The 19,915-nt window shown below is 58.2% G+C and carries 17 protein-coding genes and 2 pseudogenes; 10 read left to right on the forward strand and 9 right to left on the reverse strand.

Annotation, left to right across the window (positions count from 1 at the left end; translation table 11 throughout):
• Positions 1-107 precede the first annotated feature (107 nt).
• On the forward strand, positions 108-2,453 hold the full coding sequence (gene pvdQ, locus ACYZTR_RS13260) for a bifunctional acylase PvdQ (RefSeq protein ID WP_461979431.1): 2,346 nt from the start codon (positions 108-110) through the stop codon (positions 2,451-2,453).
• Between the two features lie 55 nt (positions 2,454-2,508).
• On the opposite strand, the gene ACYZTR_RS13265 is transcribed toward pvdQ, so the two are convergent.
• Positions 2,509-3,510: a FecR family protein gene (locus tag ACYZTR_RS13265; protein ID WP_461979433.1), complete on the reverse strand. Its 1,002-nt coding sequence runs from the start codon at positions 3,508-3,510 to the stop codon at positions 2,509-2,511.
• A 98-nt stretch (positions 3,511-3,608) separates the two neighbouring features.
• Positions 3,609-8,456: a dermonecrotic toxin domain-containing protein gene (locus ACYZTR_RS13270; protein WP_461979435.1), complete on the reverse strand. Its 4,848-nt coding sequence runs from the start codon at positions 8,454-8,456 to the stop codon at positions 3,609-3,611.
• 230 nt (positions 8,457-8,686) lie between these two features.
• On the opposite strand from ACYZTR_RS13270, the gene ACYZTR_RS13275 reads away from it, so the two are divergent.
• Entirely contained in the window at positions 8,687-9,727 is a 1,041-nt protein-coding gene (locus tag ACYZTR_RS13275; RefSeq protein WP_461979437.1) for an Ldh family oxidoreductase, read from the forward strand.
• A gap of 79 nt (positions 9,728-9,806) precedes the next feature.
• Here the strand turns inward: ACYZTR_RS13275 and ACYZTR_RS13280 are convergent, their stop codons facing one another.
• The gene (locus ACYZTR_RS13280) at positions 9,807-10,124 is read right to left on the reverse strand and encodes an ElaB/YgaM/YqjD family protein (protein ID WP_461979439.1); all 318 of its coding nucleotides are present in this window, start codon (positions 10,122-10,124) and stop codon (positions 9,807-9,809) included.
• Between the two features lie 165 nt (positions 10,125-10,289).
• Here ACYZTR_RS13280 and ACYZTR_RS13285 point away from each other — a divergent pair, with 165 nt between their 5' ends.
• Positions 10,290-10,541, forward strand: coding sequence for a hypothetical protein (locus tag ACYZTR_RS13285; RefSeq protein ID WP_282379433.1), 252 nt, complete (start codon positions 10,290-10,292; stop codon positions 10,539-10,541).
• Here ACYZTR_RS13285 and ACYZTR_RS13290 read toward each other — a convergent pair.
• Positions 10,525-10,896: pseudogene (locus ACYZTR_RS13290) on the reverse strand (LysR substrate-binding domain-containing protein); the annotation flags it as partial. The gene ACYZTR_RS13285 and the pseudogene ACYZTR_RS13290 sit on opposite strands and share 17 nt — an antisense overlap.
• Here ACYZTR_RS13290 and ACYZTR_RS13295 point away from each other — a divergent pair.
• Positions 10,882-11,028 (forward strand): annotated as a pseudogene (locus ACYZTR_RS13295) (carbon-nitrogen hydrolase family protein); the annotation flags it as partial. The pseudogenes ACYZTR_RS13290 and ACYZTR_RS13295 overlap by 15 nt on opposite strands.
• Here the strand turns inward: ACYZTR_RS13295 and ACYZTR_RS13300 are convergent.
• The 3 genes from ACYZTR_RS13300 to ACYZTR_RS13310 all read right to left on the reverse strand — a co-directional run bounded on the left by ACYZTR_RS13300 (position 11,018) and on the right by ACYZTR_RS13310 (position 13,112).
• Entirely contained in the window at positions 11,018-11,584 is a 567-nt protein-coding gene (locus ACYZTR_RS13300; protein WP_461979441.1) for a GNAT family N-acetyltransferase, read from the reverse strand. The pseudogene ACYZTR_RS13295 and the gene ACYZTR_RS13300 sit on opposite strands and share 11 nt — an antisense overlap.
• 26 nt (positions 11,585-11,610) lie before the next feature.
• Positions 11,611-12,084, reverse strand: a complete 474-nt coding sequence (locus tag ACYZTR_RS13305) for an LEA/WHy family protein (RefSeq protein ID WP_461979443.1) — start codon at positions 12,082-12,084, stop codon at positions 11,611-11,613.
• 125 nt (positions 12,085-12,209) lie between these two features.
• A complete protein-coding gene (locus tag ACYZTR_RS13310) occupies positions 12,210-13,112 on the reverse strand; it encodes a LysR family transcriptional regulator (protein WP_461979444.1) in 903 nt (300 codons plus the stop codon).
• A gap of 102 nt (positions 13,113-13,214) precedes the next feature.
• On the opposite strand from ACYZTR_RS13310, the gene ACYZTR_RS13315 reads away from it, so the two are divergent.
• On the forward strand, positions 13,215-14,306 hold the full coding sequence (locus ACYZTR_RS13315) for a polyamine ABC transporter substrate-binding protein (RefSeq protein WP_461979446.1): 1,092 nt from the start codon (positions 13,215-13,217) through the stop codon (positions 14,304-14,306).
• Between the two features lie 13 nt (positions 14,307-14,319).
• Positions 14,320-15,279: an agmatinase gene (speB, locus tag ACYZTR_RS13320; protein ID WP_461979448.1), complete on the forward strand. Its 960-nt coding sequence runs from the start codon at positions 14,320-14,322 to the stop codon at positions 15,277-15,279.
• 352 nt (positions 15,280-15,631) lie between these two features.
• Here the strand turns inward: speB and ACYZTR_RS13325 are convergent, their stop codons facing one another.
• Both ACYZTR_RS13325 and ACYZTR_RS13330 read right to left on the reverse strand, forming a co-directional pair.
• A complete protein-coding gene (locus ACYZTR_RS13325) occupies positions 15,632-16,657 on the reverse strand; it encodes an IS110 family RNA-guided transposase (protein ID WP_461973573.1) in 1,026 nt (341 codons plus the stop codon).
• Positions 16,658-16,745: 88 nt separating this feature from the next.
• Positions 16,746-16,904: a hypothetical protein gene (locus ACYZTR_RS13330; protein WP_461979450.1), complete on the reverse strand. Its 159-nt coding sequence runs from the start codon at positions 16,902-16,904 to the stop codon at positions 16,746-16,748.
• 130 nt (positions 16,905-17,034) lie between these two features.
• Here ACYZTR_RS13330 and ACYZTR_RS13335 point away from each other — a divergent pair, with 130 nt between their 5' ends.
• From ACYZTR_RS13335 to ACYZTR_RS13350, 4 genes are read left to right on the forward strand one after another with little or no spacing between them, the layout of a single operon-like run.
• Positions 17,035-17,751 carry a helix-turn-helix transcriptional regulator gene (locus ACYZTR_RS13335; RefSeq protein WP_461979452.1) on the forward strand — a complete coding sequence of 239 codons (717 nt, stop codon included), beginning with the start codon at positions 17,035-17,037 and terminating at the stop codon, positions 17,749-17,751.
• 52 nt (positions 17,752-17,803) lie between these two features.
• Positions 17,804-18,145: a nuclear transport factor 2 family protein gene (locus tag ACYZTR_RS13340; protein ID WP_461979454.1), complete on the forward strand. Its 342-nt coding sequence runs from the start codon at positions 17,804-17,806 to the stop codon at positions 18,143-18,145.
• A gap of 26 nt (positions 18,146-18,171) precedes the next feature.
• Positions 18,172-19,290 carry a cell division protein ZapE gene (gene zapE, locus ACYZTR_RS13345; RefSeq protein WP_461979456.1) on the forward strand — a complete coding sequence of 373 codons (1,119 nt, stop codon included), beginning with the start codon at positions 18,172-18,174 and terminating at the stop codon, positions 19,288-19,290.
• 17 nt (positions 19,291-19,307) lie between these two features.
• Entirely contained in the window at positions 19,308-19,889 is a 582-nt protein-coding gene (locus ACYZTR_RS13350; protein WP_461979457.1) for a DinB family protein, read from the forward strand.
• Positions 19,890-19,915 lie beyond the last annotated feature (26 nt).

Below are 19,915 nucleotides of genomic sequence, written 5' to 3' on the forward strand. Positions count from 1 at the left end.
TGAAAAGCGCCTTTCAGGGCCTAAATTTTTGTCTTTTGTTTCGTTCCTAGGGGAAGGCGCAGTGCGTGTATGACGCAGGGTGTTTGTCTTTTCGATCAGGAGCGAGCGTGATTATTTCCAGGCAGTTAACCAGGTTGAGCCTTGCGGGTATGTTTCTGGGCTTGAGTCTTGCGGCAAACGCACGCAGTCAGTCAGAGCAGGCGACAGCCGACATTCGCCGAACCAGTTTCGGCGTGCCGCATATCCGTGCCGACAACGAGCGCGGGCTCGGTTATGGCATTGGTTACGCCTACGCTCAGGACAATCTGTGCCTGCTGGCCAATGAGATCACCACCGTGAATGGCGAACGTTCACGGTATTTCGGCCCGGACCAGTTCACGGTCGAAGAGCGCGAAAATCTGGTCAGCGATCTGTTCTTCAATTGGCTGAACACTCCGCAGGCCGTCTCCGTTTTCTGGCAGGCGCAAACCCCGCCAGTACGCGATCTCATCGAAGGGTATGTGGCGGGCTATAACCGTTCGCTGACAGAACGTCGGGCGCAGGGTTTGCCGCAGCAGTGTCAGGGCGACTGGGTGCGCGAGATTACCGCCCAGGACCTGGTCAAGTTGACGCGGCGCTTGTTGGTCGAAGGCGGAGTAGGGCAGTTTGCCGAAGCCTTGGCCGGCGCGACGCCACCCACGGTCGTTGCTCAGGTGGCAGGCAACCCCGAGGCATTCCAGGTGGCCGGCTCGCGCATGCAGCGTTTTGCCCTGGATCGCGGCAGCAATGCCGTGGCAGTCGGCAGTGAACGTTCTTTCAACGGCCGCGGAATGTTGTTGGCTAATCCGCATTTCCCTTGGGTAGGCGGGATGCGTTTCTATCAAATGCACCTGACCATTCCCGGCAAACTGGACGTCATGGGCGCGGCACTGCCAGGACTGCCGATGATCAATATCGGTTTCAATCAGCACCTTGCATGGACCCACACCGTGGACTCGTCCAAGCATTTCACCTTGTATCGCCTGCAACTCGATCCCAAGGATTCGACCCGTTACCTGCTCGACGGCAAGTCATTGCCCATGAAGAAACAAACGCTGACAGTGACTGTGAAACAACCGGATGGCCAGACTAAACCGGTCTCTCATGTGGTCTACAGTTCGCAGTTAGGCCCGATTGTGCAGTGGCCCGGAAAACTCGACTGGGACAACCAGTTCGCCTACAGCCTGCGCGACGCCAATCTGGATAACGATCGGGTCTTGCAGCAGTGGTATGCAATGAACCGCGCGGTCAGCCTCGAGGAGTTGCAGGCGTCGGTGCACAAGATTCAGGGGATCCCGTGGGTCAACACCCTGGCGACGGATGATCAGGGGCAGACGCTGTACATGAACCTCTCGGTCGTGCCGAACGTCAGTACCGAAAAACTGGCCAAGTGCAGTGATCCTCGGGCCGGCTTGCAGATGATCGTCCTCGACGGTTCCAACAGCGCATGTGCCTGGGACATCGACCCGCAGGCTGCGCAAAAAGGTATCTATGCTGCAGACAAGTTACCGCAGTTGTTGCGCAAGGATTTTGTGCAGCACTCCAACGATTCGGCCTGGATGGCTAACCCGGCGCAACCGCTCACCGGTTTTTCGCCACTGATCAGTCAGGACGGCCAGCCGTTGGGTCTGCGCTCACGCTTTGCACTGGATCGCCTGAATACGTTGAACAAGGTCGGCCCAATAGCGGCGGTGGATTTGCAACGCATGGTGATGGACGACCAGGTGTATCAGGCGGCCCAAGTGCTGCCCGACCTGTTGCAGTTCTGTGCTGCGGCCCTGGGTTCTGATGCGCCAGCGCTCGCACCGCTGTGCGACAGTCTCAAGGCCTGGGACCGCAGTGCGAATCTGGACAGTGGTCTGGGCTTTGTGTATTTCCAGAATGTCATGGAGTCGCTACAGGAAACGCCTGATCTCTGGCGAGTTGTGTTCGATCCAAAAGACCCGCAACACACCCCGCGTGGCCTGGCGGTCGATCACCCGGAAGTCGCCAAGGCGGTTCGCGACGCGATGCTGGCGTCGGCAGCGCAGATCAATAACAGGGGGCTCAAGGCTGATAGCCGCTGGGGTGATATCCAGGTGGTCAGCAGTGGTGGCCAGCAGACGCCGATTCACGGTGGACCTGGCACTCTGGGGATTTATAACGCTATTCAGAGCGTGCCGAGAACCGACGGTAAATTCGAAGTCGTCAGCGGTACCAGCTATTTGCAGGTGGTGACCTTCGATGACAAGGGACCGCAGGCCCAGGGGCTGCTGGCTTTCTCGCTATCCAGTGACCCGGCCTCGAAGTACTCCAGAGACCAGACCCTGGCATTTTCCAGGAAGCAGTTGAGTGTGTTGCCGTTCACCGAGCAGCAGATCACGTCCGATCCGCAGTACCAGGTCCAGACAATCCGCGAGCAGGATGAAAAAGCCGGGAAGGTGGCTGTACAGTAACGCTGATGGCGCTTGAACCAGGAATGAAGGCCGCACCCCGCAAGGGCCGCGGCCTTCAGCTTTTTGGGGCTTGTTGCGGAATGGAATTGAGGACCGGATTGCCATCCTTGTTGCGGGTCAGATAGACCGGCAATACCTTGGGCAAGGACGCCACCAGGTTGTTGAGTTCCTTGATGTTGTAGATGCCGCCGATACGAATCGAGCCGGTACTGTGGTCGGCCACCATCACCGGTTTGTTCAAGTATCGATTGATTAATGGCAGTGCGTCGGCCAGCGCCAGATCATCGAGTACCAGTTTTCCACTGCGCCACGCCAGTGAGTTGTCGTTGTCGTAGGTCTGACTGATCCGGGGAGTGAAGTCGCCGCGTCTATAACTCGCCTGCATCGCTGGCTCGAGGCGCAAGCCGTCACCCGCTAGGGCATCATTGCTGCTCACCAACACCGAACCTTCAACCAGGTTCACGCGTACCTGATTTTCATACATCCAGACGTTGAATTTGGTTCCGGTTACCCGAACCCTGCCTTCGGCCGCTTTGACAATGAAGGGGTGCCGAGTGTCGTGGCTGACGCTGAAGAAGGCTTCGCCTTTTTCCAAAGTGATCCGGCGCTGGTCCTTGTAGTTGCTGAACGTCAGTTCACTGCCCAGGTTCAGTTCCACCTGACTGCCATCGCTCAGGGTGACCTGACGGACAGTATCGCTCGCCTCGAAATGTTGGTACGAATTGGGTAGCCAGCCCAGATTCCAGCCGCTATAGGCCGCCAATGGCAGCGCCATGGCGCAAACCGCGGCGCCGATACCGAAGGTGCGCCAAGGCGTTGCAGGTTTGGCGCGAGCCGCCGGTATCACGGTTTCGGGACGTGGCAGGTCCCCCGCGACATCCCAGATCTCCAGCATGGCCTCGTACTCGAACGCGTGAAGCGGATGAGCGTCATGCCATTGCTCGAACGCCAGCCGCTCTTCAGCGGTGCAATCGATGGCGTGCAGACGCATGCACCAATGCGCAGCGGCATCGGTGATTGCGTCATATTGGGCTTGCGAGAGCGGGTTGTCGGTCATTGACTCATCCTGATTTCCTGCATTCTAACCTTGTGAGGAAGTCTGCGAGAACAACCGTCACGGCAATTACCCATCAAACAGGCACTTATTTTTTAAACTCACGGGGCACTGTTATGCAGTTGACGCCCCAGATGGGTGATTAGCCAAGTAACGCTGTCAGCGTTAGCGAGTTGCACCGCCAGCCTGATCAGTGGATCTTTTTTGAAGGTTGTGCGGGCACCGCTCAGGTTGTCCTCGCCGGTCAAGGTCAAGATATGTTCCTTTATCCGATCGGTATTTTCATCAGTAGTACTGCCCAGGTCCTCCCATTCACCGGCATCAGGGTTCTGGATTTTGAACAGCTGTGTATAAGGCGTCTTGATTGACAGTGCGCTGCGCTGAAGTTCGCTCAAGGCTGTTTTGAGATCAGTGGCGAAAGCACTGGCCGTTCCTATCAGGTCGACGAATGGTTTGCTGGAGTCGAGGTAAGAAATGTCCTCGGTGTTGCCGGCAATGTGCGAAATCTCATGGATCAGGGTGGCCGCCCGAGCATGAGCGTTGATGGGGAAGGCGGCGTCGGACAGATGTTCGCGGTAGTGGTCGAAAGGGGGGAAGAAGAATTTATCTGTCAGGTAAATTTTCCCTTTTACGTCATTTGGAAGGGTGAAGCCGAACGAATTTTCCGCGTGATTGAGGAGCCTGCCGACTACAAAACGCCTGGAGCTCGGCTTTCTGAGTGTGGGGTCCAACAGGGCCGCAAAAACGTCGCCCACGATTTTTTCGAGCTTCTCCACCTGCGCGTCTGACACGGTAGGCACATCGATAAAATCCATGATGAGCTGGTGCACGGGTGTGACCGTGCCGTCAGAAGTCTTGAGCAGTTGCAGGTTGCGCAAGCTGTTCCAGGCATAGGTGGTTGCCAGATCCAGCGCCTCGTCAATCTGACGAGCCTTTCGCGGAAAAATTTGACGAATTTGGAGCATCCCATGTGCTTCAACATTCATGCTTTCCCAAACCATTACCGCGTTCTGTAAACGGTTGATGAGGCTGAAGCGGGGCGCCGGCTTTTCCCTGTCCAGAACCCATTGTTTCGATTCGTTTTGACGCAGATAAGGGACGCGAGCGGGGGTGTCGGCGATGCGCCAACGGGTGCCGGGTTTTGCGACCGGATACACTTTTCCTTCAACCGGCCCGTAAAGTTGTTTTGTCGTTGGATGAGAGTAGAGCCCAAGCTTGGCGTTGTGTGTCAGCGAACCCAGATCGATGTCGATGCTCTCATGACGCTTCAACTGCGTGCGCTCGGGTGCAGTGATGTCCATGTCCTGCCATTTGAGTCGGGTGTCGGGCGTTTCTGGCGCGGGCGCGCTGGTCGTCGAAGGCGCCTCCACTGGATCCTCCATCGATTGTCGTATCGAGGCCAGTTGTGCAATGCCGCTGATGAACTCTTTTATTGCGGCACCCCATTTATGTGTTTGAAGGTCTTCGGCGGATTGCTTGATATCGCGGTAACTGCGCCATACCGTGATGGGGTACGCGAGTTTGCCCATACAAAACGAAAATGCCGCGTGCAAATCTTCGCCCAACACATGCTTGATGGACGCCCATACGCTCTGTTTTGTGTCATCTGACTGACAACCGAGCAATCGGGTCAGCAATGCAGCGTTGTCATTGAACAAATGTTTGAACAGGTTTCCCTTGATCGGATTGGATGCCAGTGTGATCTCGGTGACGCCATGACCGGTGCTCGTCGGCGTGGCTCTGGCCACGCGGTGATTAGTGGTTGCCATCCGGGTTTCCAGGAGTAGCCGATCAGGCTGCGGCAGATTCAGGAGTAGCCAGTCGAGCAGCGGTCCGCGGGTCTTCAGTTCTGTCAGCAGTTGTGCTTCATTTTCATATTCTTTCACCCCATGCCGAGGGCTGTGAGGCGCAATAAGCACCTGAGGTGCAGAACGATCAGCCGTTGAGCCGATCAGATAAACGCCGGGTACTTTGATCGTCTGGGCACTCTTGATACCCAGGAACTCAAGTGGGCGGATAATCGCGTGGGCACCGGCGACTGCCGCGCGGGCAATGGCGTCTGGCATGTCCATGACTTGCCGGATCAGATCAAACCCCGTCTCGCTCAGACGTTCCTGCAGTTTTTCCACGTGGGCGTAATGCATCAACTGCCAGGGCAATTGTGTGTAAAACCGCTTTCTGCGGCCCGCGTTCGCCTGGGTGTCTGCCAAGGCTTCGCTCAGTATTTTCTGCTGATGTTCGCCCGGTTTCAGGTTTCGTATCAGGTCTCTGATGTAGCGTTCGTCCATCCCCTCGGGAATCACGGTGGTATCAAGCGATACCAGTTTGAAATCGACCTGAGCCAGATCCTTCAGGTGAGTCAAAGCAAAGTCGGTCAGCGTTTGAGTGTTGGCTGCAGATGTCGGGCGGGCACTGATTTTGACCTGAACGTTGTCCGGGTTGATGTTGAAGGTGTCAGCCTTGAGTTGTTTTTCAAGTTCAAGATGTGCCGTGCGCTGCAGTGACCGTATGCCGGACAGGTAATCCTGGTCGTCTTGAACGTTATTGAGGTATTGCTGAAGCAGCTCGGCATGCAGCATCAGATCGTTAACGGACGCTTTGGCCAGCCATGCCGGCAGTTTTTGTTGAGTCGTCAGTGACCGCGCAATGTCCATCGCACGGTCGAGTCCGGTCATCGGCTTACGCAGTGCCACGAGATTCAGGAGATGGGTCCGCGGCGTGGTGGAGAGCTTCGTCGCCAGCGCGCTGGTCAGGCACGATGGGTCCAGATGCACAGAGGGTTTTTGTAGATGATCAACAAAATGCCCATCTACCCGCTGCAGGGGCGCCAACGTGTAAGTCTTGCCAGGCAATCGCTCGCTGCGGCCAATGTTCTCCAGAAGCGTTGAGCGATGGTTGACGTCTGCGAGGCGTCGACCGAGTTCGGTCAGCAATGGTGTCAATGCCTTGAAGGCTTCAAACCCCAACGCGGGCGTCCACAAAATGGCCTTGCCGGAATGCACCGGGTCCAGGCCTCCTCGTTCAGTCAGCACAAAACAACTGGCCAGTTTCAACGGATCCGTAGCATCGCCTGCCTTCAACGCCAGGGAAAATACGTCCGGCAGAAAACCGTTCAACACGCCCCGTTGTGAGCGTACCGGCGTATCGAGCACCGTTTTGATGATCGCCTGTTCCGTCACACCCAGCGTGCGGGCAACGGTCTGCAGTTTGAGCTCGCTGCGCAATGCCGTTGACAGGGTGTGGGTGAAACTCGATTGCAAGCCTTCCAGCGACGAACCGAAGAAACGTTGGGCCTCGGTGACCGTGCGGGTGGCGGCAGGAATGGCGGGGTGGTTTTCAAGGCGTTGTTCAAGCGCCTGTTCAGCGGTGGAAAGCAGTGCCAATTGTTCTTTGGCCGATTCGGCGCGAACGGTGGCCGGTTGTGCACTCCAGCGCTGGTCCGCGTGTGTACTCCAGCGACCTGCGGCATCGACGGCCAACAACCGGTCATCGATCAGTCCCCGGACATCCAGCGCCTTGTCGAGCAATGCATGCGGGTCCAGCGAGCCTTCACTTTCGCGGCAGCGGCTCAAGGCGTAAGTCAGGTTGTGCAGTTGCTTGTCGAGGATGCCTGCCATCAATTGTTCGAACACCGGGCCAACGATCGGCTCTGCGATAATCATGCGTTCATCCGGTTTCATTGAAAGCAGCGTACGGCGCTCGTCCAGAGACATGTAATTGAGCAGCGTGTCCTCATGCCCTTCGCTTTTGATCATCGCCAGCACGATGTGTCTGATCGCGGGTAGATTGCTCGTGGCTTCGATGCCTCTGGACCGGGTATACAAAAAGCCGAGGGCGTCGTTGCTGCCGATCATCAAGGTGCAAGCCAGTTCCGCGTAGCGCTTGAAGGGCGCGGTGATACGTACTTTTTCGATGCGCAGGGAATCGTTGGAGGCAGGCGCGAGGCTCACATTCATCAAGCGCAGGTATTGCTGCGTGGTTAAAACACCTTGCTGGCGCTTCAATAAAAGATTGACGTGAAAGGTGTCGCGCATACCCTCGACAAGAAACTCCAAGGGTGAATGGCCAGCGCGCGTGGGGGCGTTCCAGAACGTTTCCAGTAAGCTGCGCAAGTGAGGTGTAAAGCGTTGCGCGATCTCTATGATTGAGCTTTCCCATGCCTGGTTATCGGCGTCGCTGCTCACGCCGTGTGCGGGATTGGAAAAGACCCTGGAATCACCCGTTGGCCACTGATGAGTCAGGTAGTACTGCAAGAGGACGTCGCTCAGTGGCTGCGTGGACATCTTGTACCGGTACTCGCGGGTGTCGAAGGTGGAAGCCGTGCTGATGAAGCTTTCCAGCCTTGTCTGGCGTTGGTCCAGCCTGGGGAATCGCTTGGCCAACGCAATCTTGAGACTTTCGTCCAGCATCGACTGCAGTGTCGGCATCTTGACCAGTTCGGTCATCATCGACTGGAGGTTGTGTGTCTGATTGAGTTCGAGTATGAACTCCTGGTCCTGGAATACCGCAGCTTCGATGGTAGTTGTAGAAATCTCAGGCACCGCGGCTGCCTGTACAGCGTTGCGTTGTTCAATGGAAAGATAACGCAGTAACTCCCGTTTTCCGGTCTCCTGCGCCAACCACTCCTTGAGGTTGCTTTTGAGGTTCTCCATGTCCGCGAATTTGACCAGGCCTTTCCACGGTGTGTAGAGGATGACTTCTCCATTATTGGGCCGGCTCATGGCGAAAGCACCGGCCAATGGAATGTCCGTCGGACTCAGAAGCAATCGCTCGACATGTAGGGGCTGGGTAGTGGCCATACGGGCTACATGGGTCGGTAGATACACACCCTGCAACCCGTTCAGGTCGTCAAGCGTGAAGGTCAGCGCTTTCTCGCGATCCCCGGGCTGTTTGGCATTGGATGCGCGTTCTGCCTCGTCGAAAAAATACGGCAGTGGGGGAGCAATCATGGTTTTTCCTCAATGTGCTGCGATCAGCGGGTGATCGCCGGCGTTGGATTGAGGAAAAACAGTACGGCCGGTGGAAGGTTCGAGTGCGGTACATATTGCTGGATCTGAACAGTCTGTCGAGACTTGACAGAACGCCGGTAAAACAGCGCTTAATCGACAACTGTTTTTGGTTGCCATGCAACCTCGTTTCACCCTGGTGCCCGTACTCAATAATAAAACTGGAGCTTCAGATGACCGCAACGCCCGAAATGGCCGTCAGTTCGAGCACTCAAACGCTCGATTTCGACGCGCTCGTTCTTTTGCTTGAGCAGATTTTCCAGCGTCATGGCACCAGCGCCGATGTCGCCAAAACACTGGCCCTCAACTGCGCCGGTGCCGAGCGCGATGGCGCCCATAGTCACGGCGTGTTTCGTATTCCAGGTTATGTCTCGACGCTCAAGAGCGGCTGGGTCAATGGCCAGGCCGTGCCGGTGGTCGAGGACGTCGCTTCGGGTTTTGTCCGGGTCGACGCCGGCAATGGTTTCGCCCAGCCGGCCCTGGCGGCAGCACGCGCACTGCTGGTCGAAAAAGCCCGCAGTGCCGGCATTGCGGTGCTGGCGATTCGTAATTCCCACCACTTCGCAGCCTTGTGGCCGGATGTCGAGCCTTTCGCTTACGAAGGGCTGGTGGCGCTGAGCGTGGTCAACAGCATGACCTGCGTGGTGCCGCACGGTGCCGATCGCCCGTTGTTCGGGACGAACCCGATTGCGTTCGCCGCCCCTCGGGCTGATGGCGAACCGATTGTCTTTGATTTGGCGACCAGCGCCATTGCCCATGGCGATGTGCAGATCGCCGCACGCAAGGGCGAGCGTTTGCCGCCAGGCATGGGTGTCGATGGTCTCGGCCAGCCGACCCAGGACCCGAAAGCGATTCTTGAAGGCGGCGCGTTGCTACCGTTTGGCGGGCATAAAGGTTCGGCGCTGTCGATGATGGTCGAGCTGTTGGCGGCGGCGTTGACCGGCGGGAATTTTTCCTTCGAGTTCGATTGGTCGAACCATCCGGGGGCCAAGACGCCGTGGACCGGCCAACTGCTGATCGTGATCGACCCGAGCAAGGCGGCGGGGCAGAGTTTTGCCGAGCGCAGCCAGGAGCTGGTCCGGCAGATGCATGGTGTAGGGCTCAAGCGTTTGCCGGGTGATCGACGTCACCAGCAGCGGGCCAAGGCCAGCACCGAAGGCATTAAGCTCGATACTCAGACATTGGCGAATTTGCGGGAATTGGCCGGGCTCTGAGGTCTGCCTAAAACCCGGGCATGAAAAAGGCGAGCGAAAAGCTCGCCTTTCTGCTCAGTACCCATTAAAGCGGTACCGCTTAACGCCGGCCCAGCAACAACCCGACTACCAAGCCAAAACCGGCGGAGATGGCCACGGTTTGCCACGGATGACCACCGATGTAGGTTTCAGTGGCTGCGACCGCAGGTTTGGTCCGGTCACGAACGCTGGTGACGGAGTCCCTAGCCTGCTGAAGTTTCTCGGCGATTTGCCCACGAAGTGTGTCCGCTTCTGCACCGACGAGTGAGGCACTGCTTTTCAACAGTTTCTCCGACTCTTCGATCAGAGCCTGAAGTTCGCTGAAGGCCTGATCCTTGATCTGATCTTCGGCGACTTGTGCGGCGTTTTTCCGGGCCATTGGGGTACTCCTTGCAGGTAAATGGGCAATGAACAATGGAGTCTGTCGTCAGCGAAAAAGTTGCAGTGAGTTTTCGCGTTGACTCCACCCTGAAGAAAAATCCTGAGTCGGACGTTTCCTCCTACAGTGTAAGATGTCGCCTAATTTACGCAGCAGGTAACTCCCATGAGCTTCAATCTGGCCGACAAACCCCTTGCCGAGCGCGCTGCGCTTGAAGATGAGAAATCCCGTCTGTTCGATCTCTGGCAAAGCAACCTGGGCAAGTCCAAGGGCGAGGCTGCACGGTTGTTCGGTGAGCGCGCCAAGCGCAAAGGCAAATGGTCCGAGTGGGTCCGTGCCGAACTTGACGGCATGTCGCCCCCGGAATTCGCGAACATGGTGCGCAGCGAGATCAATCGCCTCATGGCTGCCAAGTAGAACACGCGAAACTCGCGACAATGGCCTCACGCACTTTCAGTACCAGCGGATCGAACTGGGTACTGGTGCGCCAGCCCAGTTCGATCGGGTAACGCGGCAACGCCAGGGGGCAGGGCAGCAGCGCCAGGCCGCTGAGCGCCGCAATGCTTTGGGCCGCATGGGCCGCAATGGTCGCCACGGCCTGGCTGCCCTTGAGCAAGTGCGGCAATGCTGCAAAGTGTGTGGTCGACGCGCATACCCGCCGACTCAACCCCAGCGTCGCCAGCCCCTCCTCGGTGATCCCGATAAAACCACCCGACGACACCAGGATGTGCTCGCGGGCGACGAATTCCTCAAGACTGATGGTTTGCTCACCGCAGAAATCGACACCGATGACCTGATCCGCGCCCGTTACGATTACGACGTGGTGGGGCACTACGAGCGCCCGGACGTGTTTGAGTTGTCGGTGGATGAGTGCGCCAAACCGGGTGTCCGCTTCAACGCATAACCCCTGGATCTCTAGGTTGCGTTAACCACTCTTCACGGGTGATTTCCCAGAGGTCTTTGGGGAATCGCCCGCTGACGAAGTCGCCCTCATCGCTGCGGATCAAGCGCATACCGGTGCGTTCCGAAAGTTTGCGCGAGCCGATGTTGGGCGCCGCTTTCGGTACACGCAGCACTGACCGGCCGAGGGTTTTGAACCAGTACTCGGTGACGGCCGCACTGGCTTCGGTCATCAAACCCTGGCCTTGCCATTTTGGTCCTAGCCAGAAGCCGCGGTTGTTGTCCTGTTCATTCATCAGGCTGACATTGCCAATTAACTGATCGGGCGCGGACTTTAAGCGGATCGACCAATGCCACTCATCACCGCGCGCAATCGCTGGCAGGGCATTGTCACGCAGATAGGTCAGTGCGCCGTCAGCAGGGTACGGCCAAGGGACGAGGGCGTTCAGGTAACGCACCACTTCCCAGTGCGGGAACTGTTGCTGGATGGCTTCGGCATCGGCCAACGCCAGCGGGCGCAGGATCAAGCGTTCGGTGTCGAGGGTGGGTGTGACTTCCATGTTCTTTTTCGCTCCTTGAGTCGCAATTACCAGGTGCCGGACGTCGACGCTGGCAAACTGAGTTTGCCACTGTCCACGAAACGCAGGGTGCCAAACAAGCCGCCCGCCAGTTTTCCTCGCAGCACGTAGGGCAGGTTGTTCAGGGTTTGTGTCTGGCTCAGGCCCAGGGTCTGACGCAGCACCGAGAACGCCGAAACGCTCACCGGCACCGTCAGCACGGTTTCGGAAAAGCGTGCAATCGAGCCCGCTTGATCGCTGACGCCGGAGGCGAGTGGCTGGCCATTGACCTCCAGGTCCAGGGCCACGCCGTTGTAGTCGATCGCGGTTTCATTGGGATTTTGCACACGTATTTTCACGGCAAAACGCACTTCCATGTCCTGGCTTTGCAGCGCCTCGAAGCCAACCACGTTGATGTTCAGCGGATCGCGATTGGGGAGCAGGGCGCAGGCGCTCAGGGAGAGCAAAAGAAGGGAAAGGATTACGGCGTGGACACTGCGCATGGACATGCTCTCTTAAAGAAAAGGCCGGACCGCCAGTGGCTCGGCCTCGAGCATTTTCTAGCGGTTCAAGGGTGCGACAGCTGCAGGCGAGACGGGTTCAGTTCAGAGCATGGGAACGATCATCATCAAACGGGTGCCGCAAACGCCGCCAGCAAATCCTCTTCAAATGCCTTTTGCGCATCCCCCGGCACCTGGGCGCGATGCCGGGCCAGATGAAACGCCACGTCGAAACTCATGCCCTCTCGGCGTACGGCTCGCAGCAATCCTTTGTCTTCCCAGCTGCGGGCAAAGTGATTGGGCAAATAGCCAACGTGTTTACCGGAAAGAATAAAGGCGAGGGTGCCTTCGACTTGCTCCGAACGCGCCGAACACATCGTCCCCTGGAAGGGTTCGTCGCTGCGCAGGAAACGGTAAGGGTGATCGACTCGATCACACGCCTGTAGCGCGTGATCGTCAGGCGCATCGTCGGTGAACAGCGGATGTCCGGCGGCGCAATACAGGTGCTGGGCTTCGGTAAACAGTTCGCGGTAGTCAAAAGCGCTTTGCACTTGTGAGAAATAGCCGATCGCCAGGTCCAGTCGTTGTTGCAGCAGCAACCGTTCCATTTCACCGGGCATGGCGCTGATCAACTCGATGCGCACCGACTCGTCCCGTTCACGAAAGCGCCGGATCGCATCGGCCACCCGTTGCAACACGGATTGATCGAGCGCTTCGGACAGCCCCAGACGAACCTCGCCGATCAAGCGCCCGGCCACACCATTGGATTGATGGCGGAAGGCTTCGATGGACTCGAACAGGCTGCGAGTCGCGCTGAGCAGTTGTTCGCCCTTGGGCGTGATTTTGAAACCACCCTTGCCGCGACTGCACAGCCGATAGCCGAGCCGGGTTTCCAGTTTGGCCATTTGCTGGCTGATGCTCGACTGGCTCAAACCCAATTCACCCTGAGCCGCGCTGAAGCCGCCGCACTCCACGACGTTGACGAACAGGCGCAGCAGTTGCAGATCGAGATCATGGAGTTGGCCGAGCATCAAACATTACTCCTGGATAAAGTCAGGATAACTAACTTGGTATTTTTCCAATGTATCCGACGACGCATTCTGCATCCACTTCATCTGGTCAGGTGTTTCGTCATGGCTCCCACGTTTAAACCGTGTTTACCCGCGCTGTTTCTCGCCATGGCCGTATCGGCCCAGGCCGAAGAAAAAGTCGTCAACCTCTACAGTTGGGCTGATTACGTCGCTCCCGAAACCTTGCAGCGTTTCGAACAGGAAACCGGCATCCATGTGCGGTACGACACCTTCGATTCTTCGGAGGTACTCGAAACCAAGTTGCTCACCGGGGGCAGCGGTTACGACGTGGTCGTGCCGTCTTCCAGTGTGCTGGCCCGCGGACTGGCAGCCGGTGCGTTGCAAGAGATTCCTCACGAAGGCCTCAAGGGTTACGCCAACCTCGATCCGGATTTGCTGGAAAAACTCGCCGTCGTCGATCCCGGCAACCGCTATGGCGTGCCCTACACTTGGGGCACCCTGGGTTTGGGAATGAACGTCGAAGCCGTGAAGCAGCGATTGCCGAATGTGCCGCTCAACAGCCTGGACCTACTGTTCAAGCCTGAATACGCCAGCAAACTGAAAGACTGCGGTATTGCCATTCTCGATTCACCCCAGGAAGTGGTCGGCCTGGCGCTGCATTACCTGGGTAAAAATCCTTACAGCACCGACAAGGCCGATCTGTCAGCCGCCGAAGCGCTGCTGCATCAGCTGCAACCCAATGTGTTGTACGTCGCCACCGGTCGGCAGATCAGCGACCTGGCCAACGGCAGCGTCTGCCTGGCGTTGACTTACAACGGTGACGCCAGCATGGCCGCCGATCAGGCGCGCAAGGCCAACAAGCCGTTTGAAGTGGCGTACCGGATTCCGAAAGAGGGCACGCTGGTCTGGCAAGACAACCTGGCGATCCCCAAGGATGCGCCTCACCCCGAAGCTGCCCGCGCCTTCATCGAGTTCATGCTGCGCCCGGAATCCGTCGCGGCATTGACCAACCAACTGTTCTTCGCGACGGCCAACCAGGCGGCAACACCGCTGGTGGATGAGGCAGTGCGCACCGACCCGGACATCTACCCGCTGGCCGACGTACGTGACCGGCTGTACGCCGATCGCAGCATGAGCCTCAAGGACATGCGTCAACGCACGCGCTTGTGGACCACTTTCCGTAGCCGCCACTAAAAAGGAATACCTGATGGACGTCCCGATGCAAAACGATCAGGCCATGACCCGCGACAGCCTCTATGGCACTGCCGCAGAAAGTACCTACGCCGGTATCACCAGTTTCATGCGTCGTCGCTACAGTCGCGACTTGCGCGGCGTTGACGTAGCGGTCAGCGGTGTCCCGTTCGACACCGCCACCAGCAACCGCCCCGGAGCGCGTTTCGGACCACGCGGCATTCGTGCTGCGTCCACCGGGATTGCCTGGGAACGCCACTGGCCGTGGACCTTCGACCCGTTCGACCATCTGGCGGTCATCGACTACGGTGATTGCGACTTCGATTACGGCACGCCGCAGTCGGTGCCGGAATGCATCGAAGCCCACGCCGAACACATCCTCAACGCCGGTAGCGCGATGCTGACGTTCGGCGGGGATCACTTCATCACGTATCCGCTGCTCAAGGCCCATGCGCGTAAACATGGTCCGCTGTCGTTGATCCACTTCGACGCCCACAGCGACACCTGGCCGGACGAAGACGGCAAGCGCGTCGATCACGGCACGATGTTCTGGCACGCGACCAAGGAAGGGCTGGTGGATCCGTCGCGTTCGGTGCAGATCGGGTTGCGCACCACCAATGACGATCACCAGGGCTTTCAGGTGCTGGATGCGCGGCAAGTGCATCGACGTGGCGTTGATGCGATTGTCGAAGCGATTCGGGCGAGGGTCGGCGATCACCCGGTGTACCTGACGTTCGACATTGATTGCCTCGATCCGGCATTCGCTCCGGGCACCGGAACACCGGTGTGTGGCGGCTTGAGCACGGTGCAGGCGCTGGAAATCCTCGGTGGCTTGCGCGGGATTAATCTGGTGGGGATGGACGTCGTGGAAGTGGCGCCGGCCTACGACAGCGCGGACATTACCTCACTGGCGGCGGCGACGTTGGCGATGGAAATGCTGTGCCTCTATGCAGCGAAGCATAAGGTCGACCGGTAACTCACAAACCAAAATGTGGGAGCGAGCTTGCTCGCGATGGGGCCGGCACATGTAACAGACGTGTTGAATGTAAGGCCGCCATCGCGAGCAAGCTCGCTCCCACATCTATGGTTACCCCCTTTTCTGCAATACTGTTTTTGATGCGTGGTTGGCTTGCTTTCATCTATCCGGCGTCTGAGTGGGGTTGTGGCCCCCGCGCCTCGATGAGAATCGATGCCCGACGATCCTAATTATTCGAACGGCCTTTCAGCCGTGTGGGAGCTCAGGGTTGTCGTCAGGCCGGTTGGCCGTTCACGTCATCTGTTATCCAGCATCGCAAAACCAGGTGGGTGGTGCTCGGGTGACAGCAGGGTCAGGCGTTCATCGCGGTTGGCCCTGCATCGAATTCAGAGTGGTGTGCCGCAATCGCCCAGGCGATCCTCGCCAGCTTATTGGCCAGCGCGCAGACCACATGGTTGGAGTGATGGTGGGCTAATAGCTGCCGGACCCAGTCCGCCAGCCAGCCTTTCTGGCGCTCCAGCTGCATCAAGTAGACACGGGCGCACTGGATGAGCAGGCGCCTCTGGTTGCGATCACCGCGCTTGCTGATGCCCAATAGAACGGTCTTGCCGCCCGTGGAATGCTGTTTGGGCACCAGCCCGATCGAGGCCGAATAGCCTCGCCCGCATTTGAACTGTTTGCCATCACCCAACTCGGCAGCCAGGACGGTGGAGGTGATCGGGCCGACACACGGCATGGTCATCAAACGAGATGCCAAATCATCTTCAGCGGCCTGGCATTGCACTCGCTTATCCAATGCCTTGATCCGCTCATTCAGGTAGTTGAAGTGCTCATGTAGCATCGTCAGAATTATTTTGATGTCTTCAGAAAATGAACTCGCCTCAAGTAGCGCCGGCAGATCGTTGATCGATTTGAAGCCTGGGGCCAAGCTGACGCCAACCTCCAGAAGGGCTGCGTGAATCCGATTGACGGTCGCGGTGCGGTCTTTGATGAACGAATCCCGTGTCGAGTTGAGCATGGCCAACGCCTGCTGAGCCTGGGTCTTGGGGGCGACAAAGCGCATCGTTGGGCGGGTCGCTGCCTCGCAGATCGCCTCGGCGTCAGCGAAGTCGTTCTTGTTGCTTTTCACATAAGGACGCACGAGATGAGGCGCAATGAGCTTGGGCGTATGTCCCAGCTTTGCGACCTCCTGCGCCATGAAGTGGGCGCCGCCACAGGCTTCCATCACGACGGTGCAGGGATCGAGGTTCGCCAGGTGTTGGATCAGCGCCACTCGAGTAAACTTTTTGCGCTGGAGCTCATGACCACGATCATCTTGAGCATGCAGGTGAAAGGAGTGTTTTCCCAGGTCGATGGCGGCAATAGCTACTTTGTTCATGGCAACGGTCTCCGATAGGCCCCCTGTGAAAGCTTAGTGGGCGATCACAGAGGGCGGCGGGGGTAGCCATTTCATTATTTGATCTGTGTCAGGCCACTGGAATGTTTGGCAGGTCCAATATTTCAGCCCCGGTAAATCGCGCCATCGACCCGGTAATGGATTCATGGAGCACGCCCATCGCCACAGAGCTGACACCCTCAAGTCGCGACAACTGTTCAGCACTCAATTGCAGAGTCATCCCATGCATTACAAAGTCTTCGGCCGCAAAACTGACCTGCGCGGTTCGACGATCCGGTGCGCGCCGGCAAGCTACTGCCACTTTCTGACAGGGCGCTCTGCTAAGCTCCGACAACTTTTCCGGACAGAGCCTGCCGATCGTGTCGCGTACCACTCGTCTACTGACCTTGTTGCAACTGCTGCGCGGCAAAAGTCGTCCGGTGACCGCGGCGACGCTTGCCGGCGAATTGGAAATTTCCGAGCGTACGCTGTACCGCGACATCGCTGAACTCACCGCACTGGGTGCGCCGATCTACGGCGAAGCGGGTATTGGTTACGTGCTGCGCAGCGGTTTGTTTCTGCCGCCGTTGATGCTCAACGCCGATGAAACCGAAGCCATCGTGCTGGGCTTGCGCTATGTGGATCAGCGCGGGGATGACGTATTGAGCAAGGCTGCGGCGGATGCGCTGGCCAAGATTGCCGCGGTATTGGCGCCTGAAGCGCTCGACGCGTTACGCAACCCGACAGTCCTGCCGGGCCCGCGCGGTTATGGCTTTGCGCCAAACGCGGTGCCACTGACTGTGTTTCGCCAAGCCATCCGCGATCAGGCCAAATTGCACATCGACTACGCGGACGCTCATCAGGTGCCGAGTCAGCGGCTGATCTGGCCGCTGGCCCTGGGGTTTCTGAACGAGGTGCGAATCATCGTCGCCTGGTGTGAGTTGCGCAGTGCCTATCGCACCTTTCGCACCGACCGGATCTCGACCGCCAGTGCGCAGGGCGCGCGTTATCCGGGTCGGCGCGGCGACCTGTTGCGGACCTGGCGCAAGCAGATGCAACTGGACGAAGCAGGGCGCTTCACTCCTGACAAGAACTGACACAAGCTTGTTCTAGCATGGTTCCAGAATCAATAAACAAGGAGCCGTAAACATGCCCAATCCAGCCTCTTCACTGGCCCCCGCCATCGCCGCCTATATTGCTGCGGCCAATGCCCGCGACACCTCGCGGGTCGCCAGTTTTTTCGCTGAGGATGCCAATGTGTTCGATGAAGGCCAGCACCAGGTCGGCACCCAGGCCATCGCGCAATGGATGCAAGACACCGCCCAGCGTTACCAGCCGCGGGTTGAAGTGCTCGACGTGCAACTGCGCACCGGCAAAGTGTTGGTGCATAACCTGATCTCTGGGACGTTTCCTGGCAGCCCTCTGGAGTTGCGCTATATGTTTCGCCTGAATGAGCAGGGCAAGATCGCCAGGCTAGACATCTCCCTCTAACCAAGCCGCGTGGCATACTGCCGCGCATGAATGTCGACTCTCCCTTAAGCGCCTGGCAACACGCCATCGAACAGAAGGGCTTCGTCCAGGACGAAGCTCAGGAACATGCCGTCTGGGCGCTGCAAACATGCTACGAAGCGCTGCATGAAGGGCGCGCGCCGATCACCGGCGTGTACCTCTGGGGGCCGGTCGGACGCGGTAAAACCTGGTTGATGGACCAGTTCTACCAAAGCCTGAAGGTCCCGGCCCGTCGCCAACACTTTCACCATTTTATGGGCTGGGTGCATCAGCGTTCGTTTCAGCTGACCGGCACCGCTGACCCGTTAAAGGCGCTGGCTCGCGAACTGAGCGAGGAAGTGCGGGTGCTGTGTTTTGACGAACTGTTCGTCAACGACATCGGCGACGCCATCATTCTTGGCCGTTTGTTTCAGGTGATGTTCGAGCAGGGCGTGGTCGTGGTTTGCACCTCCAATCAGCCCCCGGATCAACTGTACGCCGATGGCTTCAACCGCGACCGGTTCGTGCCCGCCATCGAGGCCATCAAGAAACATATGCAGGTGATTGCGGTGGACGGTGGTGAAGATCATCGGCTGCACCCCGGCATTGGTTTGCAACGTTACTGGGTGACGGAACCGGGACAGCCCAGTGCGCTGGGCGAAGTGTTCAAGGCACTGACCGTTGGCCAGTCGGTGTCCAGTGACTCGATCAAGGTTGGCTATCGCTCACTTAATGTCGTGCAGACCAGTGAAACCGTGCTCTGGAGTCGTTACGCCGATCTCTGTGAACAGCCTTTTGCCGCCATGGATTTCATCGCCCTGTGCGACACCTTCAGCGCTATTCTGTTGAGTGACGTGCCCAACCTCAGCGCGCAAAAGCGCGAAGGGCGCATCGCCCGGGGCACTGAAGATGGCGTCGAGCGCGTGGTGGCGGGCGATCGTGAATTGCCGCAGTTGTCGGTGAATGACGACGGTGTACGGCGTTTCATTGCCTTGGTGGACGAGTGCTACGACCGCAAGGTGCCGCTGTGCCTCGAAGCGCAGGTGCCCATGGAATCGTTGTACACCGACGGCTATCTGGAATTCCCGTTCCGCCGCACCCTCAGCCGTTTACAGGAAATGCAGCTGCAACGTTTCGCTGAAGCTTGAACCCAGGAGCCGCGAACATGAATCAGCCTCTGTCGCACCATTTGCTGACCATGGCCTATCAGAACGCCTGGGCCAATCATCGACTCGCCAAGACCTGGAGCCAGTTGAGCCCGGCCGAGCTGGCGGCACCACGGGTCAGTTTCTTTCCCAGTCTGCGCGCTACCCTCAATCACATCCTGACCTGCGACTGGTTTTACGTGGATGCGCTGGAGCGGGAGTTGCGCGGCGACGATCCGCATCCCGATTGCTACGTGTTTTTCAACCAGGACGAGCCGTTTACGCAAGCGGTCGACCTCAAGCGCGAACAAGCGCTGGTAGACCGGCGACTGATCGCCTACTGCGAGCAAATGCGCGACGCCGACCTCGGGAAGATCGTGACCATCGCCCGGGACACGCCGCAATATGAGAGCCGCGTACGTATGCTCTCCCATCTGTTGGAGCACCAGATTCATCATCGAGGGCAGGTTCACGCCATGCTCAGCGGTACCTCGGTCAAACCGCCGCAACTGGACGAATTTTTCTGTGCCGGCGAGTCAGGCTTGAGGGCCGAGGATTTTGCCGAGCTGGGGTGGACCGAAACGCTGATCTGGGGGGCTTGAGCGTAAAGATTGCAGCATGAGCAGCG

The sequence above is a fragment of the Pseudomonas sp. Hz4 genome (genome assembly GCF_054898165.1).